Raw genomic sequence first — 26783 nt, 5'->3', positions numbered from 1 at the left:
GGCGGTTCAGCTCTCGAGGTGCGCCATCTGGGCCGCCGGGTAGCGGTCGCCGGCGGCGGCACCGGCCGGTACGGCCTCCTCTATCGCGGCCAGGTCGGCCGGCTCCAGCGTCACGTCCAGCGCGCCCAGCGCCTCCGTGAGCCGGTCGCGGCGGCGGGCGCCGACCAGGGGCACGATGTCTTCTCCGCGGGAGAGCACCCAGGCGATGGCGATCTGCGCGACGCTGACGCCCTTCTGCTCGGCGATCTTCCGCAGCGCCTCGACGAGGTTCAGGTTGTGCCGGAGGTTGTCGCCCTGGAAGCGCGGCGACATCGCCCGGAAGTCGCCCGCGCCGAGCTGCCGGTCCGCGGTGAAGTGGCCGGAGATCAGGCCCCGGGAGAGCACCCCGTACGCCGTGATTCCGATGCCCAGCTCGCGGGTGGTGGGCAGGATCTCGTCCTCGATGCCGCGGGAGATGAGGGAGTACTCGATCTGGAGGTCGGATACGGGTGCCGTGGCCGCCGCCCGGCGGATCGTCCCGGCGCCGACCTCGCTGAGGCCGATGTGCCGGACGTAGCCCTTCTCGACGAGTTCCGATATCGCGCCGACCGTCTCCTCGATGGGCACGTCCGGGTCGAGGCGGGCGATGCGGTAGACGTCGATGTGGTCGACGCCGAGGCGCTGGAGGGAGTGGGCGGCGAAGTTCTTCACGGCGGCGGGCCGGCCGTCGTAGCCCAGCCAGCTGCCGTCCGGGCCGCGCAGGGCGCCGAACTTCACGCTGACCAGGGCCTGTTCGCGCCGGGCGGCGGGAGCGGCGCGCAGGGCCTCGCCGATCAGCATCTCGTTGTGACCCATGCCGTAGAAGTCGCCGGTGTCGAGCAGGGTGACGCCCGCTTCGAGCGCCGCGTGGAGGGTCGCGATGGATTCGGCCCGGTCCGCCTCGCCGTACAGCGCGGACATGCCCATGCAGCCGAGACCGAGGGCGGAGACCTGGGGGCCGGTGGTTCCGAGGGGGCGAGTACGCATCGTCATGCCCCCACCATGCCATGACAGATGACAGATTTCAATATCTGTCATCTGATACTTGTCAGCCCCTCTCCCGACCCGCGGCTAGCGCGCCGTGAACGCCAGCTTCGCCCCCAGCGCGACGAACGACCCCGCGAAGCCCCGCCGCAGCCAGGCCATCACCCGCGGCCGGCCCACGACATGCCGACGCACCGACGCGGCCAGCACCCCGTACGCGGCGAACACCACGAAGGTCGCCAGCATGAAGACCCCGCCGAGTCCCGCCATCCGCACCACCGCGTGCGGCTCCACGGGGCTCACGAACTGCGGCAGGAACGCGAAGAAGAAGATCGTCAGCTTCGGGTTGAGGATGTTGATCAGCACCCCGCGCACGATCACCCGCCGTGCCGAAACCTCCGGAGCCGCTCCCCGCTCCTCCCGCTCCTCCACCACGAGCGCCTCCTTGTCCCGCACCGTCGCCCACGCCATGTACAGCAGGTAGGCGACGCCCGCGTACTTCAGCACCTGGAACGCGGTCGCGCTCGCGTGCAGCAGCGCGGCGACGCCGGTGACCGTGGCCAGCAGATGCGGCACGATCCCGAGCGTGCAGCCGACGGCCGCGACGACACTCGCGCGGTGCCCCCGGGAGAGCGCGGCGGCCAGGGTGTAGACGACGCCGGTGCCCGGCGTGGCGACGACGACGAGGGTGGTCAGCAGGAACGCGATGCTCATGCCGTCACCCTGGCGCGGGCCCCCGCACCGGAGACAGGACCAATCGGCCCCGGCGCTACGGGACCAATCCCCCGCACCCCAGAAACCTCAAAGACCCCACCGTTCGACACACTTCACACCGGCTCCGACAATGGAAGTGCCGGCGAGCGGTCTCCCCGGCGGCGCCTGCCCACCGGTCGCGCGGAACTCCTGCGCCGCCCGAGGGAGCGCGTCATGACGATCCGCATCGCCACCTTCAACACGGAGAACCTCTTCCGCCGCCCCAAGGTCTTCCGCCTCCCGGGCGACAAGAAGCGCCGCGAGATCCTCGACGACTACGCCGAGCTGGTCTCCCTCCTGGAGGAGAAGACCTACGACGACGCCATCAAGACCCGGGCCGCCGAACTCCTCAAGAAGCACCGGGTGCACGACTCGCGCAAGGACAGGCCGTTCTTCGTCAACGAGACGCGCGGCCAGGGCACGCTGTTCAGGACGAAGGGCAGCGGCGAGCACATCACCTTCGAGATCGTGGCCAAGGGCCGCTCGGGGTGGACGGGCTGGGTGGAACTGGTCCGTGACGACCTCGACTGGGAGGCCGTGCACAACACCGGCCGGGTGATCGCCGAGGTCGACGCCGACATCCTGCTCACGGTGGAGGTGGAGGACCGCACGACCCTGCGCCGCTTCAACGAGCAGGTGCTGGGCGCCGACCTGAAGAAGACGCCGTACCCGTACGACCTGGTGATCGACGGCAACGACCCGCGCGGCATCGACGTGGGAATCCTCAGCCGCCACCCGATCACGTCCATGCGATCGCATCTGTTCGACCCGGACCCGGACCGCCCGGGCGCGTACCTCTTCAGCCGGGACTGCCCCGAGTACGAGATCCAGATCGGCGCCACGCCGCTGTGGCTGCTCGGCAACCACCTCAAGAGCCGGAGCGGCGACGACCCGGAGCTGCGGATCGCCCAGGCCCGGCGGGTGGCGTCGATCTACCAGACCGCCCTGGAACGCTCCCCGTACGTCGTGGTCGCCGGCGACCTCAACGACGAGCCGTCCAGCGAGGCGATCCGGGCCCTGCTGGGCACCGGCCTGCGGGACGTGATGAGTCACCCGTCCTACCGGGGCGCCCCGGGCACCCACGGCACGGGCAACTCCGAGGGCCAGAAGCTCGACTACGTGATGCTGCCGCCGCCGCTGTGGGAGCAGGTGCAGCACGTGGAGGTCGAACGGCGCGGCGTCTGGGCGCCGTCCACCATCAAGTCCTTCGACACCGTCACCTCGATGTGGAACCGCGCCTCGGACCACGCGGCCGTCTACGTCGACCTGGACCTGTGAAACGCGGCGGCGCCGGGCCCCTCCGAGGAGGAACCCGGCACCGCGGCGCAGCGAAAGGCGATCAGCAGCCGATCAGGCGGGCCGCCAGGTAGCCCTCGATCTGGTCGAGGGAGACGCGCTCCTGCTTCATCGTGTCGCGCTCGCGGACGGTGACCGCGTTGTCCTCGAGCGTGTCGAAGTCGACGGTCACGCAGAACGGCGTACCGATCTCGTCCTGGCGGCGGTAACGGCGGCCGATGGCGCCGGCGTCGTCGAACTCGATGTTCCAGTTCTGGCGGAGCGCCTGGGCCAGGCCCTTGGCCTTCGGGGACAGCTCCGGGTTGCGGGACAGCGGCAGCACCGCGACCTTCACCGGGGCGAGGCGCTGGTCGAGGCGCAGCACGGTGCGCTTCTCCATCTTGCCCTTGGCGTTGGGGGCCTCGTCCTCGATGTAGGCGTCCAGGAGGAACGCCAGCATCGCGCGGCCGACACCGGCCGCGGGCTCGATGACGTACGGGGTCCAGCGCTCGCCGGCCTCCTGGTCGAAGTAGGTGAGGTCCTGGCCGGAGGCCTTGGAGTGGGCGCCGAGGTCGTAGTCGGTGCGGTTGGCGACACCTTCGAGCTCGCCCCACTCACTGCCGCCGAACTGGAAGCGGTACTCGATGTCGGCGGTGCGCTTGGAGTAGTGGGAGAGCTTCTCCTTCGGGTGCTCGTACCACCGCATGTTCTCCTCGCGCAGGCCGAGACCGGTGTACCAGTTCCAGCGCTGCTCCATCCAGTACTCCTGCCACGTCTCGTCCTCGCCCGGCTTGACGAAGAACTCCATCTCCATCTGCTCGAACTCGCGGGTGCGGAAGATGAAGTTGCCGGGCGTGATCTCGTTGCGGAAGGACTTGCCCATCTGGGCGATGCCGAACGGCGGCTTGCGTCGCGAGGTGGTCTGAACCTGGGAGAAGTTGGTGAAGATGCCCTGCGCGGTCTCGGGGCGCAGGTAGGCGATGGAGCCGGAGTCCTGCGTCGGGCCGAGGTGGGTGGACAGCAGGCCCGAGAACTGCTTGGGCTCGGTGAACTGGCCCTTGTTGCCGCAGTTGGGGCAGTTGAGGTCCGCGAGTCCGTTCTCCGGGGCGCGGCCCTTCTTCTCCTCGTAGGCCTCCTCAAGGTGGTCCGCGCGGAACCGCTTGTGGCAGGAGGTGCACTCGGTCAACGGGTCCGTGAAGGTGGCGACGTGGCCGGAGGCGACCCAGACCTCGGGGGCCAGGATCACGGACGAGTCGATCCCCACGACGTCCTCGCGCGACGTGACCATGTAGCGCCACCACTGGCGCTTGAGGTTCTCCTTGAGCTCGACACCCAGGGGGCCATAGTCCCAGGCGGCGCGCTGACCGCCGTAGATCTCACTACAGGGGAATACGAAGCCACGGCGCTTGCTCAGGCTGACGATGGTGTCGATCTTGTCGGCGGCCACGGTGCTCTCTTCATTACGACGACGGGCGACGAAGCGAGTTGCTTCCAGCGAATGATTCAGGTTACCGGCGGGGACGCCCCTTCAATCAAATCGCTCCCCCCTGGGCGGCCGCCACCCCCCTCCCGTCCCGCCCCTCGGACCGTTTGTTGACAACGGTTTCCATATTTGTTGAAAATGAGTGTCATGAACGTACGACGACGCCTCATACCCGCCGCCCTGGCCTCCGCTCTCGGCCTCGGCGCCCTGACGGCCTGCTCCAGCGACAGCGCGGCCACGGGCAACACGGACAAGTTCGACGTCGTCGCGTCGTTCTACCCGATGGCGTTCCTCGCCCAGCAGATCGGCGGCGACCACGCGAACGTCACCAGCCTGACCGAGCCCGGCCAGGAGCCGCACGACCTGGAGATCAGCACCAAGCAGCGCGCGCAGCTGGAGGAGGCCGACGCGGCGCTCTACCTCAAGGGCCTCCAGCCCGCCGTCGACGAGGCCGTCGGCCAGACCGGCATCAAGACCAAGATCGACGCGGCCACGCTGACCCACCTCGAGGACCACGGCACCGGCGGCCACAGCCACGAGGGCGAGGAAGGTCACTCCGAAGAGTCCGAGGAGGAGGAGCACGGCCGCGACCCGCACGTCTGGCTCGACCCGGTGAAGTACGCCGAGATCGCCCAGGGCGTCGGCAAGGCCTTCGAGAAGGCCGACCCGGACCACGCGGCGGACTACAAGAAGAACACCGAGGCCCTGGTCACGAAGCTGAAGGACCTGAACGGCGACTTCGAGAACGGCCTGAAGAACACCAAGACCAAGGTCTTCTTCACCAACCACGCCGCCTTCGGCTACCTCGCCGAGCGCTACGGCCTCACCCAGGAGGCCATCTCCGGTATGGACCCCGAGAGCGAGCCCAGCGGCGCCCGGGTCCGCGAGCTCCAGCAGGAGGCCAAGGCCGACGGCGTCACCACCGTCTTCTACGAGACACTGGTCTCCGACAAGACCGCGAAGACCCTGGCCCGGGACGCGAACCTGAAGACGGACGTCCTCGACCCGATCGAGGGCATCACCGACAAGTCCCGCGGCGACGACTACTTCCAGGTCATGGAAGCCAACCTCAAGGCCCTGCGGACGGCCCTGGGAGCGAAGTGACCGACCCATCGGAGGACGGCATGACCGAGCCCGTCGTATCCCTGCGCGGCGTCCGCGCGGACCTGGGCTCGCGCCCCGTGCTGCGCGGCATCGACCTCACCGTGCAGCGCGGTGAGGTCGTCGCCCTGCTCGGCGCGAACGGCTCGGGCAAGTCGACGGCCGTGCGCAGCATCATCGGCCAGGTGCAGACCGGCGCCGGCGAGATCGAGCTGTTCGGCACGGACCGCAGGCGCTTCCGCGACTGGCACCGCGTGGGCTACGTCCCGCAGCGCACCACGGCCGCCGGCGGCGTGCCCGCCACGGTGACCGAGGTGGTCTCCTCCGGCCGCCTGTCCCGGGCCCGCTACGGCGTGCTGCGCAAGGCCGACCGCGCGGCCGTGGGACGCGCCCTGGAGCTCGTCGGCATGGCCGACCGGGCCAAGGACTCGGTCGACGCCCTCTCCGGCGGCCAGCACCAGCGCGTGCTGATCGCCCGCGCGCTGGCCTCCGAACCCGAGCTGCTGATCATGGACGAGCCGATGGCCGGCGTCGACCTGGCCAGCCAGGAGGTCCTCGCGCACACCCTCACCGAGCAGGTCTCCCAGGGCAGCACCGTGCTGCTCGTGCTGCACGAACTGGGCCCCCTGGAGCCGCTGATCGACCGGGCGGTCGTCCTGCGTGACGGCTGTGTCGTCCACGACGGCCCGCCCCCGAAGGCCGTCGGACAGCACGCGCTGCCCGGGCACGACCACGTACACCCGCACGCGCCGGCGGGCGCCGAACCGATCCGCACGGGACTGCTGAGCTGATGGACCTCCTCGACTACGCCTTCATGCAGCGGGCCCTGCTCGCCGCCGTCCTGGTCGGCATCACGGCCCCCGCGGTGGGCATCTACCTGGTCCAGCGCCGCCAGGCCCTGATGGGCGACGGCATCGGCCACGTCGCGATGACCGGCGTCGGCCTCGGCTTCCTGCTGACCTGGTCCCCGGTGTGGATGGCGACCCTCGTCTCCGTCCTCGGCGCGGTCCTCATGGAGCTGATCCGCTGGTACGGCAAGACCCGCGGCGACATCGCCCTCGCGATGCTGTTCTACGGCGGCATGGCCGGCGGTGTGATGTTCATCAACCTCGCGCCGACGGGCTCCAACGCCAACCTGACGTCGTACCTGTTCGGCTCCCTGTCGACGGTGTCCGATTCGGACGTCACGGCGATCTGCGTCCTGGCCGCCTTCGTCGTCCTGGTCACCCTCGGCCTGCGGCGGCAGCTGTTCGCGGTCAGCCAGGACGAGGAGTTCGCCCGGGTGACGGGCCTGCCGGTGCGCGTCCTGAACCTGCTGACGGCGGTCACCGCGGCCGTCACGGTGACGGTGGCGATGCGGGTGGTCGGGCTGCTGCTGGTCAGTGCGCTGATGGTGGTGCCGGTCGCGGCCGCCCAGCAGATCGGCCGCAGTTTCGCCGCCACCTTCGCGATCGCCGTGGCCATCGGCGTGAGCGTGACGATCGGCGGCACCGTCACCTCGTACTACCAGGACGTGCCGCCCGGCGCGACGATCGTGCTGCTGACCATCGGCGCGTTCATCGTGCTGACGGGGCTCGCGGCCCCGCTGGCCCGCCGCCGCGCCCGCGCGGCGGCGGCGGCGGCGAGCACGACGGGCGACCCCGCCGAGTGCGCGATCCCGGGCCGCCGGGAGCCGGCCGACGAAGTCGGCGTCTGACCGCCCCCACCCCGGGCTGGCACAATGACCCGGGCAAGGCAGACGTGAGGAGGCAACGGTGACGACCGCTGGACCGTCCGTGAAGGGCCGCGCCACCAGGCAGCGGGCCGCCGTGTCGGCGGCCCTGCAGGAGGTCGACGAGTTCCGCAGCGCGCAGGAACTGCACGACATGCTCAAGCACAAGGGCGACTCGGTCGGGCTCACCACGGTCTACCGCACCCTGCAGTCCCTCGCCGACGCCGGTGAGGTCGACGTCCTGCGCACCGCCGACGGCGAGTCCGTCTACCGCCGCTGCTCCACCGACGACCATCACCACCACCTCGTGTGCCGCGGCTGCGGCAAGGCCGTCGAGGTCGAGGGCCCGGCCGTGGAGAAGTGGGCCGAGTCCATCGCCGCGGAGCATGGATATGTGAACGTGGCTCATACGGTGGAGATCTTCGGGACGTGCGCCGACTGTGCGGGGGCCTCCGGCGGTTGAGCCGGTTCGCTGCCCGCCGTGGGGTGAGGTTGCGTAGCCGGATGCGGCTGTGCGGGGGTTGTTCGCGCAGTTCCCCGCGCCCCTGAGGTCAGAAAACTCCTGCGCACGAGCAGCGACAGGGCGGTGGAGGCCAGGATCACTGCGCCGCCGACGCGCAGGACGACGCCCGAGGCCTCTCCGGCGCGGGCGGGCGAGACGACCTGCTGGGGTGGCCACGCTGGCGAACCCCGGCCAGGGCCATGACGCTGGTGGACCGAGGCTCGGCGCGAGTGCGCAGCCGGCGGCGAACAGCCCGGTGCCGGCCAGCAGGATCGGACGCCGGCCGAGGAGATCACCCAGCCGCGGCCCGGCTGCCACCGGAGGGGCGGCCGGGCGCCGGCGTGTTACTGCTGGTTGCCCTCCATGGCCTGCAGTTCCTCGTTCGGGATGGCCCCGCCGAAGCGCCGGTCCCGCGAGGCGAACTCCAGGCAGGCCCGCCAGAGGTCACGCCGGTCGAAGTCCGGCCACAGCACGTCCTGGAAGACCATCTCGGCGTAGGCGCTCTGCCAGATCAGGTAGTTGGAGGTGCGCTGCTCGCCGCTGGGCCGCAGGAACAGGTCCACGTCCGGCATGTCCGGGTAGTACAGGTACTTCGCGAAGGTCTTCTCGTTGACCTTGGACGGGTCGAGCCTGCCGCTCTTCACGTCCTCGGCCAGCGCCTGCGCCGCGTCCGCGATCTCGGCCCGCCCGCCGTAGTTCATGCAGAAGTACAGCGTGAGCTTGTCGTTCCCCTTGGTCTGCTCCTGGGCGACCTGGAGTTCCTTGGCGACCGAGCGCCACAGCTTGGGCATACGGCCCACCCAGCGCACCCGGATGCCCAGCTCGTCGAGCTGGTCCCGGGTCTTGCGGATGAAGTCCCGGTTGAAGTTCATCAGGAAGCGCACCTCGTCCGGAGACCGCTTCCAGTTCTCGGTGGAGAAGGCGTACAGGGAGATCGCGCCCACGCCCATCTCGATGGCCCCCTGGAGCACGTCCAGCACGCGCTCGGCACCGACCTTGTGCCCTTCGGTACGCGGCAGCCCCCGGTCCTTGGCCCAGCGACCGTTGCCGTCCATGACGATCGCCACATGCCGCGGTACGAGCTCCCCGGGGAGCTTCGGGGGCCGCGCGCCGGACGGGTGCGGCTCCGGCGTCCTGTACTCCCGGCGCTGGCGCCCCAGGATCCGGCGTACGGCCATGTGTTTCTCGTCTCCTCGTGCTCGCTTGCTTGCTTCTCGGCTGCTCTGCCGTCGCGCTACTTCTCGACGTAACGCAGGGAACGCAGCCCGCGCTCCATGTGCCAGTGCAGATACGCGGACACCAGCCCGCTGCCCTCGCGGACGTACCGCGCCTCGCACGCGTCCGCGGTCTCCCAGTCTCCCGTAAGCAGGGCGCCGAGGAGTTCCAGGGCCTGGGGCGAGGGTACGACGCTGCCGGGCACGCGGCAGTCCACGCAGACGGAACCGCCCGACGCGACCGAGAAGAACCGGTTGGGCCCGGGCATCCCGCACTTCGCGCAGTCGGTGAAGCTCGGGGCGTAGCCGTTGACGGCGAGGGAGCGCAGCAGGAAGGCGTCGAGCACGAGGTGCGGGGCGTGCTCTCCCCGGGCGAGGGTCCGCAGCCCGCCCACGAGCAGCAGATACTGCTGCACGGCCGGCTCCCCCTCGTGATCGGTGAACCGCTCGGCGGTCTCCAGCATGACGGTCCCGGCCGTGTACCGGGTGTAGTCACTGACGATCCCGCCGCCGTACGGCGCGATGGTCTCGCTCTGGGTGCACAGCGGCAGCCCGCGCCCGACCAGCTCGCTGCCCTTGGCGAAGAACTGCACGTCGACGTGGGAGAACGGCTCGAGACGGGCACCGAACTTCGACTTCGTCCGGCGCACGCCCCGGGCCACCGCGCGTACCCGCCCGTGACCGCGTGTGAGCAGCGTGATGATCCGGTCCGCCTCACCCAGTTTCTGGGTGCGCAGCACGATGCCGTCGTCGCGGAACAGACTCATGGAGCCATTCTGGCAGGGTCACCCGGTCGCCCGGGTCAAGGGACCTCACCCCTGCTGCGGGCGTTGGCGTACGCCGTCGCCGCGCTCAGCCGCTCGGCCGGGGTGGCGTGCCGGACGGCACCGGGGTCCACGTCCCATTCCTTCCCGCCCCCGTACGGCCGCAGCTGCACGTAGGGCCCCTCATGCCCCATGACGATGCCGATGCGTCCGTTACGGGTGTCCACGACATACGCGCCGACCGGGGGCTTCATCGCGGCACCGCCGCGAGCCGCCGGGCGGTCCGCACGGAACACCGGGCCGATTCGACGAGCGGGCAGGGCGCTTCCCGCGCAAGACTTACCGGATCAAGCCCCAGTGAGAGCTGGATAATTCCGGCCTTGGCGAGTTCTGCCCGCAATTCTTTCACCGCGTCCTCCACTTCTTCGACGCAGAGCGCCGAGTGTCGTGCCTCCACCGTGCTCCCCTTCCTTTCGCGGTTTCACTCTTCGCGTCTCCGTGGTGACGCTCCGCGACTACCCTTCGGAGGGGTCTGTGCCCTACAACTGCGTTGCGGCACAAAGGGGTTCGGCACGGGATGCCGTAAACCGGGGGTATTTTCGAGCGGTTGCGCAGGAAGCAGTCCGGCGAAATACGGGATGCCGCCGGTGTATGGGATGAGCGGGTCGGCCCGGCGGCTTCCTGGGGTAATCCCCCTGCGATATAGGGCGGTTACCCGGATGTGGCCGTCCGCCGACGTCGACCAGGCTGCTCGGCATGAAGCAGATCACGACATACGCGGCACTGGTCGCCGCCGCCGGTGCGGTGCTCGGATTCGCCGGGCCCGGTGGGGCGTCCGCCGCCACACCCGAGCGCCTCCACTGGACGAAGTGCACCGCCTCCGGCCTCGACCCCAGACAGCAATGCGCCACGCTCGACGTCCCCATGGACTATTCCGACCCGGACAGCCCGGAGATCCAGATCGCCGTCTCCCGGATTCCCAGTGAGAAGCCGTCCGCGCGGCGGGGTGCGCTGTTACTCATTCCGGGCGGCCCCGGCGGGGACAGTCTCGCCGACCCCTCCGGCAAGGGGCAGAAGCTGCCGCAGCGGGTCCGGGACGCCTACGACCTCGTCGGGTTCGCGCCGCGCGGGATGGCGCCCTCCACCGCCGTCGACTGCGCACTCGACCCCGCCGACCTCGGCATGACCAAGCTCCTGCCCTGGCCGGCCCCGGACGGTTCCATCGGCGAGAGCATGGCCACCGCGCGGCGCACCGCCGAGGCCTGTGCCCGTAACGGCGGCGAGCTGATCCGGCACCTCAGCACCGCCAACGAGGCACGCGACCTGGACCGTGTCCGGGCCGCCCTCGGCGAGGAGAAGATCTCCGCGTGGGGCGTCTCGTACGGCACCTACGTCGGCGCCGTCTACGGCCAGTTGTTCCCGCACCGCACCGACCGCATCGTGCTGGACAGCAACAACGACCCCGACCACACCCGTGTGACCCGCAACTGGCTCGCCGCCTTCGAGGTCGGTGTCGAGGACAACTTCCCCGAGTTCGCCCGGTGGGCCTCCCGGCCCGGCCATCCGTACCGGGTCGCCCGTACGCCCGCCGAGGTACGGTCCGGCTTCCTGCGGCTCGCCGCTCGGCTGGACCGCGAGCCCCTCCCCTGGCCCGGCGCCGTCCCCCCGCGGTTCGACGGCAACGCCCTCCGCCAGACCATGCTGTCCAGCCTCTACGACCCCGACGACTACCCGACCCTGGCCAAGGCCATCCGGGCCGCCCGCAAGGGCACCGTGCCGCCCGTGCCCGAGGCGCCGCCCGAGCCGGTCCTGCAGAACGTCGCCGCGGTCGCTGTCGGCACGAACTGCAACGACGTCGACTGGCCCGGATCCGCCGCCGAGTACCACAAGGGCGTCGACGAGAGCCGGGCGACGTACCCGCTGACCGCAGGCATGCCGCGCGGGCCGATGGTGTGTGCCGCCTGGCCGTTCGAGCCGAAGGAGCCGACCGTTCGGGTCACCGGCCGCGGACCGTCCAACGTCCTGCTCGTGCAGAACCAGCGGGATGTCTCCACCCCGCTCAGCGGCGCCCTCAAGCTCCGCCAAGCTCTCGGCGACCGGGCCGTCATGGTCACCGTGAACTCCACCGGCCATGGTGCCTATCTGGACAACGGCAACGCCTGCGGCGACCGGACCGTCTCCCGTTTCCTGGCCACCGGCACACGGCCCGCCTCCGACCTCTACTGCGAGTGAACGGTGCGGTGCCGAAGGAGAGGCTCATCCCTCGCCGAACCGGCGCACGTACCGCCGCTGCCACGGTGTCTCCACCGCCCGCCGGTCGTAATGCCGCCGGACGTACGCCACCGCCTCCTCCCCCGGCACCCCGTCCAGCACCGCCAGGCAGGCCAGGGCCGTGCCCGTGCGGCCGCGGCCGCCTCCGCAGGCGATCTCCACCCGCTCCCCGGCGGCCCGTTCCCACGCCCCGGTCAGCAGGGCGCGGGCGGCCGCCGGATCCGCCGGAAGGCGGAAGTCGGGCCAGCGGATCCAGGCGGAGTCCCAGGGGACCTCGGGCGGCCGCCTGCCGAGGAGGTGGACGGCGTAGGAGGGTTGGGGCTTGCCGGGGTCCAGGGGGTGGCGCAGGCCCCGGCCCCGGATCAGCCGGCCGGACGGCAGTCGCAGGACGCCGGCGTCGCTCTCGCTCCACAGCTCGCTCACGCCCTCATCATGCTCCGCGTCCGCTCGGCAGGGGGCCGGTTCAGCCCACTCCCCGCGGCTCCTGCCCCGCCCGCGCCTCGACGCCCCGGAAGTGCACCGCCATCGCCCGCCGCGCCCCCTCCACGTCCCGCGCACGCAAGGCCGTGACGATGTCGCGGTGGCGGCGGACCGTGATCTCGGGGGGCGGGTCGTCGGGCCGGCCGCGGGCTCCGGTGACCGGGCGGCAGACCGTCCAGAACGCGGCGAGGAGCTGGAGGACGAGGTCGTTGCCCAGGGACGCGTACAGGACCTCGTGGAACTCGCGGTCGAGTTCGGGGAAGGAGCGACCCGTGCCGCGCGCGGCCTCCATGCGCGTCACCACGTCCTCCAGCTTGTCCGGTTCCGCTTCGGTGGCCGTCGTGGCGACCCGGCGGATCAGGCCCTCCTCCAGCGCCTCGCGGACCTGGAGGATCTCGGCGAGGGCGCAGGTGTCGTCGTCGTGGCGGGCCAGGGTGCAGAAGGCCAGGCCGTCGTCGTGGCGGGCCAGGGTGCGGAAGGCCAGGCCGTCGACGAGCGGGGTGAGGGAGGCCTGGCCGACATACGTGCCGTAGCCGTGTCCGACCTCGAGGATGTCGAGGGCCTGGAGGGCCTTGAGGGCCTCGCGGACGGAGTTGCGGCTGACGCCGAGGCCCAGTGCCGGACCTGCCCTGATCGGCCGTCAACTCACGCCCTTCACGACACCATTGGTCCGACCTCCGGCGGATACGCCATTCGTGTGCGATCCCTTGACCGCCCTCACGGCCCCTCCTATGGTCGCGCTGACCGCAGGACGTAGGACGTCGTATCTCCTCTGCCAGTCCTTTCCCCCCAGACCTCGCTGGAGGACCCGTGCGCGACGTGACCCCCGACGTGCCGGCGCTGCACCGCCGGTCGTTCCTGAAGTACACGGGCGCGCTGGGCGCGGCAGCCGCCGTCTCCGCGTCGCTGTCGGCCTGCTCGTCCGGGCCGGACTCCACCAACGACACCGGCACCGGCGGTGGCCCGGGCCGGACCCTCACCGCGGTGATCGGCTACGGCAACGACGGCAGCTGGGATCCGACGCAGACGGCGTCCGCGTTCTGTATGGCCGCCAACCACCACATCTACGAGGGCCTGCTGGACACGGACCCGATCTCCCGGGAGCCGTACGCGGCGCTGGCGACCGAGGTGCCGGAGGATCCGGACAGCACGTCCTGGAGGTTCGCGCTGCGGCCGGGCGCCACGTTCCATGACGGCAAGCCCGTCACCGCCGATGACGTGGTGTTCGTCTTCCGGCGGATCCTCGACCCGGACACCCAGACCCTCGCCAAGGGCTTCTTCGCGAGCTGGCTGAAGGAGGTCCGGAGGATCGACGCGCAGAACGTCGAGCTGGTGCTCAAGTTCCCGTTCCCGGACGGTCTTTCACGGCTGACGCTCGCCAAGATCATGCCGAGGCACGTGTTCTCCCGGCCGGGGGGCTGGGACGACGCCATCAAGGGCAAGGCGATCGGCTCGGGACCGTACCGGCAGACCGCGCACCACCCGAAGTCGAACACGACCTTCGAGGCGTTCGACGGCTACAACGGCCCCCGCGAGCCCGCCTTCCGGAAGATGAACTGGCTGACGATCGTGGACGCGGCACCCCGCGTCGCCAGGATCTCGGGGTCGAGCGCCGGCGCGCAGATCGCGGACAACATCCCGTACGCCAACATCGGGCAGTTGGAGAGCGGCGGCATGACGGTCGCCGGCGGGGCCGGGATGAACAACCTGTTCCTGATGTTCAACACCAAGCACAAGCCGTTCGACGACGTGCGCGTGCGCCAGGCCCTGCACTACGCCATCGACACCGAGAAGATGGTGGAGGTCGCGCTCAAGGGCCACGGCAAGCCCTCCAGTTCCTTCCTCGACGAGGCCAACCCGTCCTACCGCCGGGCGAGGACCGTGTACGACCACGACCCCGACAAGGCGAAGGCGCTGCTGAAGGAGGCCGGGGTCGAAGGGCTGAGCATCGAGATCCTCGCCGTGAACGTCAGCTGGATCGTCGACTGCCTGCCGACCGTCAAGGCGTCCTGGGACGCGATCGGTGTGCGGACGACCCTGTCCCCGCAGGAGACCACGGCCGTCTTCACGAAGATGGACCAGAAGCAGGACTACCAGGTCGTGGCCGCCGCCTCGAACCCCAACCAGTTCGGCCTCGACGCCGACCTGATCATGCATTACAACTACGGCCCCGAGAACCTCTGGATGCAGTACACCCGCTGGGCCGCCGACCCGGTCGCCAGGCAGCTCTTCAAGGACATGGACCGGGCCACCCGGGAGCCCGACCCGGCGAAGAAGAAGGCGATCGTCCAGGACTACATCGACGTCGTCGCCGAGCAGGCCGTGCTCTACCCGGTCGTCCACAACGAGCTGATGACGGCCTGGGACCCGGCGCGGCTCAGCGGGATAAGGGCACAGCCGTACCCGGGCATCAACCTCCTGACGGCCAAGTGGGCCTAGCGCCATGACGGCCGTCGCGCGGATCCTGCTCCGCCGTGTCGCCCTGCTCGTGCCGCTGACGCTCGGCATCGTGCTGTTCGTGTTCCTGGTGATGCGGTTCTCGGACGTCGACCCGGCGTCCGCGTTCTTCCAGGGCGCCAACCCGACACCGCGGCAACTGCACGACTTCCGTGCGGAACACGGCCTGCTGGATCCGCTGCCGGTGCGCTACGCCGGCTTCGTCGCCGATCTGCTGCACGGCGACCTGGGCACCAGCGCGCTGACCCGGGCGCCGGTGATCGACCAGGTCACCACCGCGCTGCCGCTCACCCTCCAGCTGACGTTCCTCGGCCTGGGCATCGCGGTCGTGCTGTCCCTGGTGGGCGGCGTGACCGCGGCGATCTACCGGGACCGGCTGCCCGACCAGATCATCCGGATCGTGTCGCTGACCGGTGTCGCGGCGCCCGGCTTCTGGCTGGCGCTGCTGATGATCCAGTATCTGGCGGTCGACCGGGGCTGGTTCCCGACGGGCGGCTACATCAACCCGGCGGACTCCCTCACCGGCTGGCTGAAGACCATGACCCTGCCGGCCTTCGCGCTGTCGCTGCCGGTGGCGGCGCAACTGACCCGGATCGTACGGACGGCCGTGGTGGAGGAACTGGACAAGGACTACGTGCGCACGGCCATCGGGAGCGGGCTGCCGCCGCGGGTGGTGGTCGGGCGGAACGTCCTGCGCAACGCCCTCATCAACCCGCTCACCGTGCTCGGACTGCGCGTCGGCTATCTGCTGGGCGGCGCGGTCGTCATCGAGACGATCTTCTCGCTGCCCGGCATGGGCAAGCTGATGATCGACGCCGTGAAGAACGGCGACCCGGCCGTGGTCCAGGGCGTCGTCCTGACCACGGCGGCCGGGTTCGTCGTCGTGAACCTCGTCATCGACGTCCTGTACCTGCTGGTCAACCCGCGACTGAGGGATGCGACCTCATGATGGCCCGCATGACGACCCGGAAGGGCCTCGCCGAGGCGCTGTCCCGGCCCGGCGTCCGGCTGCGCGGCAGGCGCAGGCTGCCGCTGCTGTCGAGGATCGCCGTCTGCTTCCTGGCGGTCGTCGTCCTGATGGCGCTGCTCGCGCCGCTCCTCGCCCCGCACGACCCGCTCGACCAGCAGCCGCCCGTCGACGGCACCGGGCATCCGTCCGCCGGGCACTGGATGGGCCAGGACAGCCTCGGCCGGGACATCCTCAGCCGGCTGATGTACGGGGCGCGCTGGTCGCTCGCGATCGGGCTCGGCGCGACCGGCCTCGCCCTGGTGGCCGGCGCGCTGCTCGGGGCGATCGCGGCCACCTCGCGCAAGGCGGTCGACGAGACGCTGATGCGCTGCCTGGACGTCGTGATGGCGTTCCCGGGCATCGCGCTCGCCGCCGTGCTGGTGGCGGTGTTCGGCGGCGGCATCACGGTGCTGATCTGCGCGATCGCGTTCCTGTTCACCCCGCCGGTGGCGCGGGTGGTCCGGGCGAACGTCCTCGACCAGTACGGCGAGGACTATGTGACGGCGGAACGGGTGATCGGCGCGCGGACACCGCACATCGTGCTGCGGCACGTGGCGATCAACTGTGCCGCGCCGGTGCTGGTGTTCTGCACGGTCCAGGTCGCCGAGGCGGTCGTCTTCGAGGCGTCGCTGTCCTTCATCGGGGCGGGCGTACGGCCGCCCGACCCGTCCTGGGGCAGTGTCATCGCGGACGGCAAGAACATGGTGCTGACCGGCGGCTGGTGGGCGACGGTGTTCCCCGGGCTGCTGATGCTGATAACGGTACTGGCGCTGAACATTCTGTCCGAGGGGGTGTCCGACGCGTGGGCGGCCCCGTCGGCGCGGGAGGTGGACGCACCCGACGAGGACCGGCTTCAGACGCCGGAGCCCGGCAGTGGGGACATCGTGCCGCTGCCCGGTCTGGCGGAGGCGGCGCGGCGGTTGCGGGCCCGGGCCCGCCGGCTGCCCCGGGACGGGCAGCCGGTGCTCGCGGTGGAGAACCTCGCCGTCGGCTTCGACCAGCGGCACGACGGCGTGGACATCGTGGACGGCATCAGCTTCGAGGTCCATCCCGGTGAGGTGCTGGGGCTGGTCGGCGAGTCGGGCTGCGGCAAGTCGCTCACCGCGCTGGCGGTCATGGGATTGCAGCCGAAGGGGGCGCGGATCCGCGGCCAGGTCCGTTTCCGCCAGCGGGACCTGCTCGCCGAGCCGATGCGCGTACGCCGCAGGCTGCTCGGCCACGAGATGGCGATGGTCTACCAGGACGCGCTGTCGTCGCTGAACCCGGCGATGACGATCCGCGCCCAGCTGAGGCAGGTCGTCCGGCGCGGCGGGCACCGCAGTCCCGCCGAGCTGCTGACGATGGTCGGACTCGACGCCGAACGCACCCTGCGCAGCTACCCGCACGAGCTGTCCGGCGGGCAGCGGCAGCGCGTCCTGATCGCCATGGCGCTGTCCCGCGACCCGAAGCTGATCGTCGCCGACGAGCCGACGACCGCCCTCGACGTGACCGTGCAGGCGCAGGTCATAGAGCTGCTGCTGCGGCTGCGCGAGGAGCTCGGCTTCGCGCTGATCCTCGTCTCGCACGATCTGGCGCTGGTCGCGGACGTCACCGACCGGGTGGTGGTGATGTACGGCGGGCAGATCGTGGAGAGCGGGGTGACCGCCGACCTGGTGGAGCACCCGGCCCACCACTACACCCGCGGGCTGCTCGGCAGCGTGCTGTCGCTGGAGTCGGCGCAGGAGCGGATGACACAGATCAGGGGCGTCGTGCCGTCCCCGGCCGACTTCCCGGCGGGGTGCCGCTTCGCCGACCGGTGCCCGCGCGTGAGCGGGGTCTGCCGTACGACACCCCCCGGCCTGCTGGGCACGCCGACGCACACGGCGGCCTGCCACCACCCCGCGATCGACCTGGTCACCTCGGAGGTCGTGACATGAACGCCCTGGTGGAGCTCTCCGGCACACACGTCGTCCACAAGGCCCGCAGCGGCGGCCTCTTCACCCGTGACCGCGTGTACGCCCTGACCGGTGCGGACCTGGCGATCGCGCCCGGCGAGACCGTCGGCGTGGTCGGCGAGTCCGGCTGCGGCAAGTCGACGCTGGCGAAGGTGCTGGTCGGGGTGCAGGCGCCGACCCGGGGGACGGTGTCGTTCCGGGGCAGGGACCTGTGGGCGATGCCGCCCGCCGCACGCCGCCGGGCCGTCGGCGGCAGCACCGGCATGATCTTCCAGGACCCGTCGACGGCCCTGAACCGCCGCCTGACCGTCCGGCAGATCCTGCGGGACCCGCTGGACGTGCACGACCGGGGTACGAAGGCCCAACGTGAGGACAGGGTGCGCGAGTTGATGTCCCTCGTAGGTCTCCCCCGGGCCCTCGCCGACGCCGTGCCGGCCCAGCTGTCGGGCGGGCAGCGCCAGCGGGTCGCGATCGCCCGGGCGTTGGCGCTGGACCCGGACCTGGTCGTGGCGGACGAGCCGACCAGCGCCCTGGACGTGTCGGTCCGGGCCCAGATCCTCAATCTGCTGCTGGATCTGAGGGAACGCCTCGGCCTGGCCCTGGTGTTCGTCTCGCACGACATCCAGACGGTGCGGCGGATGAGCGACCGTGTGATCACCATGTACCTGGGCCGGATCGTGGAGGAGTCCCCGGCCGCTCTGGTCACCGACCGGGCCCGGCACCCGTACACCCGCGCCCTGTTCTCCGCCACGCCCGGCCTGCTCGACCCGATCGACCCGATCCCGCTGGTCGGCCCGGTGCCGTCGGCGACCCGCCCGCCGAGCGGCTGCCCGTTCCGCACCCGCTGCTGGAAGGCGGACGCGACGTGTGCGCAGGAGATGCCGGACTTCTCCGCCGCGTCGGCGCCCGCGCACCGCTTCCGCTGCCACCATCCTGTCCAGGAGGACGAGTCGACCCGCGACCTCGTCCGCCGACGCGACCCGATGGAGGCTCCATGACCTTCGCCCCGCTGACCGGTGTCATCCCGCCCGTCTGCACGCCCCTGACACCGGACGGCGAGGTGGACGTCCCGTCGTTGCTCAGGCTCGTCGACCATCTGGTGGCCGGCGGGGTGCACGGACTGTTCGTGCTCGGCTCGACCTCGGAGGCCGCCCATCTGCCGGACCGGCAGCGCAGGCTGGTCGTCGAGTCGGTCGCGGGCCATGTGGGCGGGCAGCTCCCGGTGCTGGCCGGGGCGATCGACATGACGACGCCCCGGGTCCTGGACCATGTCGCGTCGGTGACGGCGGCGGGTGCGGACGCGGTCGTCGTCACCGCCCCGTTCTACACCCGCACCCACCCGGCGGAGATCGCCCGCCACTACCGCGCGGTCGCCGCCGCGAGCCCGGTCCCGGTCATCGCCTACGACCTTCCCGTCGCCGTCCACACGAAGCTGCCGGCCGACGTGGTCCTGGAGCTGGCCGCCGACGGTGTCCTGGCCGGGCTCAAGGACTCCAGCGGCGACCTCGCCGCCTTCCGCCAGGTCGTGACCGGCGCCCGGGAGCGCCGGGGCATCACCGGCTTCAGCGTGCTGACCGGCTCCGAGCTGATCGTCGACGCGGCCCTCGCGATCGGCGCGGACGGCACGGTGCCGGGCCTCGGCAACGTCGACCCGCACGGCTACGTCCGCCTGGACCGCCTGTGCCGCGCCGGGGACTGGGACGAGGCCCGCGCCGAACAGGAGCGCCTGTGCGCGCTGTTCGGCATGGTGACCGTCGGCGACCCGGCCCGGATGGGCCCGAACTCCTCGGCGATCGGCGCCTTCAAGGCCGCCCTGCACCTGCGCGGCGTGATCGACCGCCCGGCGACGGCACAGCCGCAGATCCCGCTGTCGCCGGACGAGGTGGAGCAGGTCGGCAAGTACCTGGCGGCGGCTGGGCTGCTCTGAAGCCCACCCGCCCTTCAGGCGCTCCCCGGCGTCACCATCCCCGACTCGTAGGCGACGATGACCAGTTGCGCCCGGTCCCGTGCCGCCAGCTTGCCCATGATGCGGCTGACGTGGGTCTTGGCGGTGAGCGGGCTCAGGCCCAACGCGTCGGCGATCTCCGTGTTGTTGAGGCCGCGCGCGACCAGCGCGAGCACCTCCCGCTCCCGGCCGGACAGGCACTCGGGCCCGCCCGTCTCCGGGGCGGTGGGGCTGCGCAGGAACCGCTCGATCAGCCGTGCCGTGGGCCCGGGCGACAGCAGGGCCTCGCCGGCCGCGACCGTGCGGATGGCGTCGAGGAGTTCGGCCGGCCTGGTGTCCTTCACCAGGAACCCGGAGGCACCGGCGCGCAGGGCGTCGACGATGTTCTCGTCGGTGTCGTACGTGGTGAGAACGAGCACCCGTACGCCCGCGAGATCCTCGTCGGCCGCGATGAGCCGGGTCGCCTCGATGCCGTCCAGGTCGGGCATGCGGATGTCCATCACCACGAGGTCGGCGCGTGCGCTGCGGGCCAGTTCGACGGCTTGCCGGCCGGTGGCGGCCTGGCCGACGACCTCCATGTCCCGGGCCGACTCCACGAGCATCGCGAACGCCTCCCGCACCAGGGTCTGGTCGTCCGCGAGCAGCACCCGTACGGTCATCCGGTCCTCTCCCCCGTCGTGGTCAGCGGCAGAGCCGCGGTCACCTCGAATCCGCCCCCGGTGCGCGGTCCGGCGTCGAGTGTGCCACCGACGCTGCGGGCCCGCTCACGCATCCCGACGAGCCCGAAGCCCGGAGTGCCGCCCGGGGCCGGACCGGTGCCGTCGTCGCGGACCGACAGGTGCAGGACGCCCTGCCGCTCCTCCAGCTCCACCCGCACGGCGGGCTCGGGCCCGGCGTGCCGTACCGCGTTCGTCAGGGCCTCCTGCACGATGCGGTAGGCGGCGGCGCCGACGGCGGGCGGTGCCTGCCGTATCCGTACGGTCTGCTCGACCCGGGCTCCGGCCAGGCGCGCGGCCTCGGTCAGGTCGGGCAGCCCGTCGAGGCCGGGCAGCGGTCCGCGGGCCTCCGGCGGGCCGTGCTCGCGCAGCACCTCCAGGGTCGTACGGAGTTCGCCGCGGGCGCTGCGGCAGGTCTCGGCGATGTCGTCGAGGGCCTTGGCCACCGCCTCCCGGTCGAGCCGCTCCGGGTCGGCGGACAGCACATGGGCGGCGACGGAGGTCTGCACGCCGATGAGGGTGATGCTGTGGGCGAGCAGGTCGTGCAGGTCCCGGGCGATCCGCAGCCGCTCCTCGGCGACCCGCCGCCGGGCCTCCTCCTCGCGGGTGCGTTCGGCGCGTTCGGCGCGCTCCACGATCGAGGCGACGTACCGGCGGTAGACGCGCACGTCGACGCCGAGGAAGAGCACGGCGACGACCCAGCCGGATGCCCTCAGCAGCCCCAGCGCCTCGTGGGCGCTGATGGTGAGCATCACGCCCACCGCCAGGGTGATGACGCCGATGCCGACCAGGACGGTGCGCAGCGCCCGGCCGGTGACGGCGACGGTGTAGAGGGCGACGTAGGCGGCCTGGGTGGCCGCGGTGTGCGTGTAGCCGAGGAAGTGGTAGGGGAAGACGCAGGCCACCACGGCGAGCAGGACGAGCACCGGACGGCGGCGGCGCCACACCAGCGGCACGTGGGAGACGAGCAGCAGGACCCAGCCGAGCGCGTCGGGCCTGCGCCCGTCGCCGACGAGCAGCGCGAGCGCGACGGCGAGCGCGGCCGTCACAACGGCGAGCAGCGCGTCGTTGCGGAGGGCGTGCGGGGCGGTCAAGGGGTCCCGATTGATCACGGCCATGACCCGCTCAGCGGGCCGCGACCATGTCGCCGATGGTGTGGTGGGTGCCTGCACGGGCATCATCCTCGGCCAGGAAGGCGCCCCTCCGGGAGGGGAGGGGCGCCGTCGGTCGGTCAGGGGGCGTTCGCGGCGACGGGCTCCCGCTCCTCCGGCGGGAGCGTCCGCTCGGGCGCCCGCGAGAGCTTCCCCGGCCACCACACCCGGCGCCGCAACAGCACACTCGCCGTGGTCACCAGGTACGTCCGCACCAGGAACGTATCGAGCAGCACCCCGACCGCGATCACGAACCCGAGCTCGACCAGCCCCACCATGGGCAGCGTGGTCAGCACCGCGAACGTCGCCGCGAGCACCACTCCCGCCGAGGCGATGACCCCGCCGGTCGTCCGCAGCGCGGTGAGCGCCGCCGCCTCCGGCTCGGCGCCGCGCACGGACTCCTCGCGCATCCGGTGCATCAGGAAGATGCCGTAGTCGACACCGAGGGCGACCAGGAACACGAAGGACAGCAGCCCGAGCCCCGGATCGTTCCCGGCGAACCCGAACACCGGCTCGAACACCAGCCCGCCGATCCCGAGCGCGGCGCACCAGACCGCCACCACCGCCGCCAGCAACAGCAGCGGCGCGACGAGGCTGCGCAACAGCCCGACCAGGATGACGAACACGGCCCCGAGCACCAGCGGCACGATCACCTTCCGGTCCCGCGACTCGCTGTCGGCCAGATCGATCTGCTGGGCACTGGGCCCACCGACGTACGCGCCCGCGGAATCGAGCCCGGTCCGCAGCGCCTCGATGGTGCGGGTCTCGGCCGGGGACTCGGGGGCCGCGGTGGTGAAGACGGCGATCTCGGTCCAGCCCGAGCCACTGCGTCCGGACGCCACCTCGGCCACGCCCTCGGTCCTGCGGGCCCGCTCGGCAGCCGCCTCGGCCCGCTCCTCGGGCGCGATGACCGTCACGGGCCGGCTGCTCCGCTCGGGATACTCCCGCGCCAGCGTCTGCATCGCCGTGATGGACTCGGGCCGCTCGGTGAAGAAGTCCTCCTGCTTCAGGCTGCCGGACAGGTTGAGCGTGCCGAGCGCGAGGGCGCCGAGCAGCACGGCCCCGCCCGCGAGCACGGTGGCGGGGCGCCGCGTCGCCGAGGTGCCCATGGCGGCGAACAGCGACCGCCGGGCCTTCGGCTCGCTCCCGAACGCCGGGATCAGCGGCCAGAAGACCCGCCGCCCCAGCAGCACCAGAACCGCCGGCAGCAGCGTCGTCATGGCGACCAAGGCGGCGAGCACCCCGACCATGCCGACCGGTCCCATGCCCCGGCTGCTGTTGAGGTCCGCGGCGAGCAGGCACAGCAGCCCGGCCGCGACGGTCCCCGAGGAGGCGAGGACGGCCGGTCCGCAGCCGCGCAGCGCGGTGCGCATGGCGTCGTACGGCCGCTCGTGGCGCCGCAGTTCCTCGCGGTAGCGGGAGACGATCAGCAGGGCGTAGTCGGTGCCGGCGCCGAGGACCAGCACGGTCATCACGCCGCCGCTCTGCCCGGTGACGGTGACGTCGAACAGTTCGTGCAGCCCGTACCCGGCGGCCATCGACACGGTGGCGGCGACCCCCGCCACGGCGAGCGGCACCAGCCACAGGAAGGGGCTGCGGTAGATGAGGATGAGCAGCACGGTGACGACGCCGAGCGTGGCGAGCAGCAGCGTGGCGTCGAGCGTCCCGAACACCTTGTTCATGTCGGTGTTCAGCGCCCCGGGCCCGCCGACCTCGACGCTGAGCCCGCCGCCGCCGTCGGCGATGTCCCGGACCCCGTCGACGAAGGCGTCCCGGGCCTCCTCGTCCTGGCCCGGCTGGGTGCTGGAGACCGGGTACATCAGGGTGGAGCCGTCCTTCGACGGGATGCCCCGTGGCTCCCCCGCCAGGTCCCAGGCGCCGCTCACCTCGGTGATCTGCTCGTCGGCGGTGCGCCGGTCGGCGTCGGTCAGGCGGCCGTCCCGGTGGTAGACGAGCACCAGGTCGGTCGACTCACCGCCCGGCAACTCGTCCTGGATCCGTGCCACCTGGGTCGAGTCGGCGCCCTCGGGCAGGTAGTCGACCGCGCGGTTCTGCTGGATGTCGGCGAACTTGCCCGCGAGCGGCCCGACCAGCACGAGCGCGGCGAGCCACAGCCCGACCACCACCCAGGGCACGGCCCGCTTCCGCCCGGTACGCGTCCTTACGGCCCCCATGTGTCCGGCTCCCTCCGGTCGGGTGTCTGGAACGGTCTCCAGACTCCCGCCGGGCGGGGGCCGGTTCGTCGGGCGTGAGGGCGAGTCGGAGGCTACTGCGGGGGGCGGTCCGGGCCCCGCAGTACTCCCCGGGGAGTAGCGCGGGGGTGTGCCCTACGACGGCGTGCGCGCCGCCGCCAGCAGCCGGGTCACGTCGTCGGAGCAGATCGTGAGCGCCGCCCCCACCGTCGCCAGCACATCCCGCTCGGCCGGGGTGTAGGGCCCGTCCGCCAGGGCGATGCGGGCCCCTTGCAGCAGGATCGATTCGCGGCCGACGGTGGCGAGGTGCGGGGCGAGCGGGTCCAGCGCCTCGTGCAGCTCTATGGCCAGCCCCGCGCCGCAGGGTTCGCCGGTGATCCGGCCGGTGTCCGCCTCCAGCGCCTCGACGAGGGCGGCCAGCTGCTCCTCGGTGCAGTCGTCGAAGCCGGCCGCGCGCACGGCGAGCACGGCGGCCTCCAGGGCCGAACGGGACCCGGCGCCGCCGGCCGCCAGCACCGCGAGTGCGACGGTGTGCACGGCGTCGCGGAGCATCGCGGAGAAGCGGGTGGTGGTCGGGTGGTCGAGGACGTCCGTGCCGAAGTGGCGGCGGCAGGCCGCGCACTCCACGACCGGGCCGGTCTCGCCGCGCGGCAGCACGGGCAGGCCGAGCAGGGTGAAGCGGCGTTGTCCCGTCAGCCGCTGGTAGTTGCGGTCGCCGCCGCAGCCGGGGCAGAAGAACTCCCCGTCACCGGCGGCCGTCCACGCGGTACGGGTGCCCAGGATGCGAGAAAGCCTGGCGGCATGGCCCTTTCGTCCCCGTCCTGGCAGCACGTCGCACCTCCGTCACGCCGCACGGCAACGTCGCCGCGCTTGCGTGATGTTAGCCACATCAGAGACGAGGAGTCAGCACCCCGGAGGAGACCTTTCCGTGACCTCCACAGCAAATGGCCGGTATACGACGGGGCTCCACCCGCCGGACATCGGCGGACGGAGCCCCTGTGGCATCTCTGAGCGGCCCGTGGCCGCAGACCCGTACGGCTGGTCAGCGAGCCGCGCGGTTGACGGCCGAGACGACCGCCTTCAGCGAGGCCCGCGTCGTGTTCGCGTCGATTCCGATCCCCCACAGGACCTTGTCGTCGATCGCGCATTCGATGTAGGAGGCGGCCTGTGCAGAGGCGCCCTCGCTCATCGTGTGCTCCTGGTAGTCCAGCAGGCGTACGTCGATGCCGACGGACTGCAGGGCGTCGAAGAAGGCCGAGATCGGACCGTTGCCCGAACCGGTCAGGACGGTGTCCTGGCCGTCGACGGTGGCCTCCACCTTCAGCGTGTCCACGCCGTCGGTGTCGGTCGTCGACTGGTTGTTCTTGACCTGGATCCGGCCCCACGGGTTCTCGGGGTTGGGCAGGTACTCGTCCTCGAAGGCCCCCCAGATGTCCTTCGGCGTGACCTCGCCGCCCTCGGCGTCCGTCTTGGCCTGGATGATCTTCGAGAACTCGATCTGCATCCGGCGCGGCAGTTCCAGCTTGTGGTCGTTCTTCAGGACGTAGGCGATACCGCCCTTGCCGGACTGCGAGTTGACCCGGATGACCGCCTCGTAGGAGCGGCCGACGTCCTTGGGGTCGATCGGCAGGTAGGGGACGGCCCACTCGATGTCGTCGACGGTGACGCCCTTGGCGGCCGCGTCGGCCTCCATGGCGTCGAAGCCCTTCTTGATGGCGTCCTGGTGGGAGCCGGAGAAGGACGTGTAGACCAGGTCGCCCACGTACGGGTGGCGCGGGTGGACGTCCATCTGGTTGCAGTACTCCCACGTACGACGGATCTCGTCGATGTCGGAGAAGTCGATCTGCGGGTCGACGCCCTGGGAGAAGAGGTTCATGCCCAGGGTGACCAGGTCGACGTTGCCGGTGCGCTCGCCCTGCCCGAACAGGCAGCCCTCGACGCGGTCGGCGCCGGCCATCAGGGCCAGCTCGGCGGCGGCGACGGCGGTGCCGCGGTCGTTGTGGGGGTGGATCGACAGGCAGACGTGCTCGCGGCGGGAGAGGTTGCGGCCCATCCACTCGAAGCGGTCGGCGTGCGTGGAGGGCGTGGAGCGCTCGACGGTCGCCGGCAGGTTCAGGATGATCTCGCGGCCCGGGCCGGGCTGCCAGACGTCCATGACCGCCTCGCAGACCTCCAGCGCGAAGTCCAGCTCGGTGTCGGTGAAGATCTCGGGCGAGTACTGGTAGCCGAATTCCGTCTCCGGGCCCAGCAGCTTCTCCGCGTACTCCATGACCAGCTGCGTGCCGTCGACGGCGATCTGCTTGATGTCGTCCTTGGAGCCGCGGAAGACGACCCGGCGGAAGACCGGGGCCGTGGCGTTGTACAGGTGGACCGTGGCGCGCTTGGCGCCCTTCAGGGACTCCACCGTGCGCTCGATCAGGTCCTCGCGGGCCTGGGTCAGTACGGAGATGGTGACGTCGTCGGGGATGGCCCCGGGCTCCTCGATGATGGAGCGTACGAAGTCGAAGTCGGTCTGGCCGGAGGCCGGGAAGCCGACCTCGATCTCCTTGTAGCCCATCGTGACCAGCAGGTCGAACATGGCGCGCTTGCGAGCCGGCGACATGGGGTCGATCAGGGCCTGGTTGCCGTCACGCAGGTCGGTGGAGAGCCAGCGGGGGGCGGTGGTGACGCGGTTCCGCGGCCAGGTGCGGTCCGGGATGTCGACCTGCTCGTAGCGGCCGTACTTGTGGATCGGCATGGAACTGGGCTGCTGGCGGTTCGCCATGATGCGGGGGCTCCTCAGAGGGTGTCCGGAAGGACGGCCGACGACGCAGCACCAAGCTC

23 protein-coding genes and 1 pseudogene are annotated in these 26783 nt (G+C 71.4%); 11 read left to right on the top strand and 13 right to left on the bottom strand.

All coding sequences use genetic code 11. From position 1 onward, the window contains the following. Positions 1-6 precede the first annotated feature (6 nt). Both G3I77_RS01680 and G3I77_RS01675 read right to left on the bottom strand, forming a co-directional pair. Positions 7-1011, bottom strand: coding sequence for an aldo/keto reductase (locus G3I77_RS01680; RefSeq protein ID WP_248500601.1), 1005 nt, complete (start codon positions 1009-1011; stop codon positions 7-9). 78 nt (positions 1012-1089) lie between these two features. Next, positions 1090-1716 (bottom strand): LysE family translocator, encoded by a 627-nt coding sequence (locus G3I77_RS01675; RefSeq protein ID WP_248500600.1) that lies wholly within the window; start codon positions 1714-1716, stop codon positions 1090-1092. A 213-nt stretch (positions 1717-1929) separates the two neighbouring features. Between G3I77_RS01675 and G3I77_RS01670 the strand changes: the two genes are divergently transcribed. Then, entirely contained in the window at positions 1930-3033 is a 1104-nt protein-coding gene (locus tag G3I77_RS01670) for an endonuclease/exonuclease/phosphatase family protein (RefSeq protein ID WP_248500599.1), read from the top strand. A 61-nt stretch (positions 3034-3094) separates the two neighbouring features. On the opposite strand, the gene G3I77_RS01665 is transcribed toward G3I77_RS01670, so the two are convergent. Beyond that, the gene (locus G3I77_RS01665; RefSeq protein WP_248500598.1) at positions 3095-4477 is read right to left on the bottom strand and encodes a glycine--tRNA ligase; all 1383 of its coding nucleotides are present in this window, start codon (positions 4475-4477) and stop codon (positions 3095-3097) included. A gap of 183 nt (positions 4478-4660) precedes the next feature. Between G3I77_RS01665 and G3I77_RS01660 the strand changes: the two genes are divergently transcribed. From G3I77_RS01660 to G3I77_RS01645, 4 genes are read left to right on the top strand one after another with little or no spacing between them, the layout of a single operon-like run. Next, on the top strand, positions 4661-5617 hold the full coding sequence (locus G3I77_RS01660; protein WP_248500597.1) for a metal ABC transporter solute-binding protein, Zn/Mn family: 957 nt from the start codon (positions 4661-4663) through the stop codon (positions 5615-5617). A 20-nt stretch (positions 5618-5637) separates the two neighbouring features. Beyond that, positions 5638-6405 carry a metal ABC transporter ATP-binding protein gene (locus G3I77_RS01655; RefSeq protein WP_248500596.1) on the top strand — a complete coding sequence of 256 codons (768 nt, stop codon included), beginning with the start codon at positions 5638-5640 and terminating at the stop codon, positions 6403-6405. Next, the gene (locus tag G3I77_RS01650; protein ID WP_248500595.1) at positions 6405-7310 is read left to right on the top strand and encodes a metal ABC transporter permease; all 906 of its coding nucleotides are present in this window, start codon (positions 6405-6407) and stop codon (positions 7308-7310) included. Before G3I77_RS01655 ends, G3I77_RS01650 begins: the two co-directional genes overlap by 1 nt. A gap of 58 nt (positions 7311-7368) precedes the next feature. Next, positions 7369-7788, top strand: a complete 420-nt coding sequence (locus G3I77_RS01645) for a Fur family transcriptional regulator (RefSeq protein ID WP_248500594.1) — start codon at positions 7369-7371, stop codon at positions 7786-7788. Between the two features lie 383 nt (positions 7789-8171). Here the strand turns inward: G3I77_RS01645 and G3I77_RS01640 are convergent, their stop codons facing one another. From G3I77_RS01640 to G3I77_RS01630, 3 genes are read right to left on the bottom strand one after another with little or no spacing between them, the layout of a single operon-like run. After that, positions 8172-9005: an isoprenyl transferase gene (locus G3I77_RS01640; RefSeq protein WP_248500593.1), complete on the bottom strand. Its 834-nt coding sequence runs from the start codon at positions 9003-9005 to the stop codon at positions 8172-8174. Between the two features lie 56 nt (positions 9006-9061). Beyond that, a complete protein-coding gene (gene recO / locus G3I77_RS01635; RefSeq protein WP_248500592.1) occupies positions 9062-9808 on the bottom strand; it encodes a DNA repair protein RecO in 747 nt (248 codons plus the stop codon). Positions 9809-9843: 35 nt separating this feature from the next. Continuing rightward, entirely contained in the window at positions 9844-10059 is a 216-nt protein-coding gene (locus G3I77_RS01630) for a hypothetical protein (protein ID WP_248500591.1), read from the bottom strand. A 502-nt stretch (positions 10060-10561) separates the two neighbouring features. Between G3I77_RS01630 and G3I77_RS01620 the strand changes: the two genes are divergently transcribed. Then, positions 10562-12037: an alpha/beta hydrolase gene (locus tag G3I77_RS01620; protein WP_248500589.1), complete on the top strand. Its 1476-nt coding sequence runs from the start codon at positions 10562-10564 to the stop codon at positions 12035-12037. A 24-nt stretch (positions 12038-12061) separates the two neighbouring features. Here G3I77_RS01620 and G3I77_RS01615 read toward each other — a convergent pair whose 3' ends face one another. Both G3I77_RS01615 and G3I77_RS01610 read right to left on the bottom strand, forming a co-directional pair. Next, positions 12062-12499, bottom strand: coding sequence for a protein phosphatase (locus G3I77_RS01615; protein ID WP_248500588.1), 438 nt, complete (start codon positions 12497-12499; stop codon positions 12062-12064). A 40-nt stretch (positions 12500-12539) separates the two neighbouring features. Beyond that, positions 12540-13166: pseudogene (locus G3I77_RS01610) on the bottom strand (FadR/GntR family transcriptional regulator); the annotation flags it as partial. A 200-nt stretch (positions 13167-13366) separates the two neighbouring features. On the opposite strand from G3I77_RS01610, the gene G3I77_RS01605 reads away from it, so the two are divergent. From G3I77_RS01605 to G3I77_RS01585, 5 genes are read left to right on the top strand one after another with little or no spacing between them, the layout of a single operon-like run. Then, complete coding sequence (locus G3I77_RS01605; RefSeq protein ID WP_248500587.1) at positions 13367-14995, top strand: ABC transporter substrate-binding protein; 1629 nt, start codon at positions 13367-13369, stop codon at positions 14993-14995. Between the two features lie 4 nt (positions 14996-14999). Next, entirely contained in the window at positions 15000-15962 is a 963-nt protein-coding gene (locus tag G3I77_RS01600; protein ID WP_248500586.1) for an ABC transporter permease, read from the top strand. 8 nt (positions 15963-15970) lie between these two features. After that, positions 15971-17938 (top strand): dipeptide/oligopeptide/nickel ABC transporter permease/ATP-binding protein, encoded by a 1968-nt coding sequence (locus G3I77_RS01595; protein WP_248500585.1) that lies wholly within the window; start codon positions 15971-15973, stop codon positions 17936-17938. After that, positions 17935-18954 carry an ABC transporter ATP-binding protein gene (locus G3I77_RS01590; protein ID WP_248500584.1) on the top strand — a complete coding sequence of 340 codons (1020 nt, stop codon included), beginning with the start codon at positions 17935-17937 and terminating at the stop codon, positions 18952-18954. The genes G3I77_RS01595 and G3I77_RS01590 overlap by 4 nt, the downstream gene beginning before the upstream one ends. Beyond that, on the top strand, positions 18951-19883 hold the full coding sequence (locus tag G3I77_RS01585; protein ID WP_248500583.1) for a dihydrodipicolinate synthase family protein: 933 nt from the start codon (positions 18951-18953) through the stop codon (positions 19881-19883). Before G3I77_RS01590 ends, G3I77_RS01585 begins: the two co-directional genes overlap by 4 nt. A gap of 14 nt (positions 19884-19897) precedes the next feature. Here G3I77_RS01585 and G3I77_RS01580 read toward each other — a convergent pair whose 3' ends face one another. The 5 genes from G3I77_RS01580 to leuA all read right to left on the bottom strand — a co-directional run bounded on the left by G3I77_RS01580 (position 19898) and on the right by leuA (position 26724). Further along, on the bottom strand, positions 19898-20560 hold the full coding sequence (locus tag G3I77_RS01580) for a response regulator transcription factor (protein WP_248500582.1): 663 nt from the start codon (positions 20558-20560) through the stop codon (positions 19898-19900). Beyond that, positions 20557-21798, bottom strand: coding sequence for a sensor histidine kinase (locus G3I77_RS01575; protein WP_248500581.1), 1242 nt, complete (start codon positions 21796-21798; stop codon positions 20557-20559). Before G3I77_RS01575 ends, G3I77_RS01580 begins: the two co-directional genes overlap by 4 nt. A 50-nt stretch (positions 21799-21848) precedes the next feature. After that, positions 21849-23942: an MMPL family transporter gene (locus G3I77_RS01570; protein ID WP_248500580.1), complete on the bottom strand. Its 2094-nt coding sequence runs from the start codon at positions 23940-23942 to the stop codon at positions 21849-21851. A gap of 153 nt (positions 23943-24095) precedes the next feature. Then, positions 24096-24791, bottom strand: a complete 696-nt coding sequence (locus G3I77_RS01565) for a TerB family tellurite resistance protein (RefSeq protein WP_248500579.1) — start codon at positions 24789-24791, stop codon at positions 24096-24098. A 211-nt stretch (positions 24792-25002) separates the two neighbouring features. Further along, positions 25003-26724 carry a 2-isopropylmalate synthase gene (gene leuA / locus G3I77_RS01560; protein WP_248500578.1) on the bottom strand — a complete coding sequence of 574 codons (1722 nt, stop codon included), beginning with the start codon at positions 26722-26724 and terminating at the stop codon, positions 25003-25005. Positions 26725-26783: the final 59 nt, after the last annotated feature.

Source organism: Streptomyces sp. D2-8 (genome assembly GCF_023184515.1).
Lineage (GTDB): Bacteria > Actinomycetota > Actinomycetes > Streptomycetales > Streptomycetaceae > Streptomyces.
This window is presented reverse-complemented; position numbering and strand designations above follow the sequence as displayed.